The sequence below is a fragment of the Citrobacter sp. Colony219 genome, assembly GCF_019382635.1.
Classification (GTDB): Bacteria; Pseudomonadota; Gammaproteobacteria; order Enterobacterales; family Enterobacteriaceae; genus Citrobacter; species Citrobacter youngae.
In genome coordinates this window covers 955,752-956,135 of record NZ_CP080033.1, presented here as the reverse complement: position 1 = coordinate 956,135, position 384 = coordinate 955,752, and the positions used below count along the sequence as shown (strand labels likewise).

The 384-nt window shown below is 52.7% G+C and carries 1 protein-coding gene; it reads left to right on the top strand.

Annotated elements, in window-relative coordinates:
- Positions 1-62: 62 nt before the first annotated feature.
- The coding region (gene symE, locus JTI85_RS04205) for an endoribonuclease SymE (protein WP_219352159.1) at positions 63-384 on the top strand (322 nt) is incomplete at its 3' end.

Sequence of the window (384 nt, the reverse complement as noted above, 5' to 3'; positions counted from 1 at the left end):
GTGCCCGTGCTGCAACACGAGCGCCTCGCTAATCACAATCACTATTTTAGRGAATAGCCATCATGACTACCCCGCATTCTATTGCAGATCCGTGCGATACAGAAGTCTCCCCGACAAATAATCGTCTGGGTACCGTCACTTATGCGAGTCGTTATCCGGATTACACGCATGTTCCGGCAATTATTATGAAAGGCCAGTGGCTGGAAGCCGCCGGTTTCGCCACCGGAAGCAAATTCGATGTCAGAGTGATGCCAGGCTGTATTGTGCTAACGACAAAACTGCCGGAGCCGGAAGAACCGGCGTTATTGCAGTCGCTGCGTCGGGTGTGCAAGCTGTCCGCGCGTAAGCAACAGCAGGTACAGGAGTTTATCGACGTGATTTCGG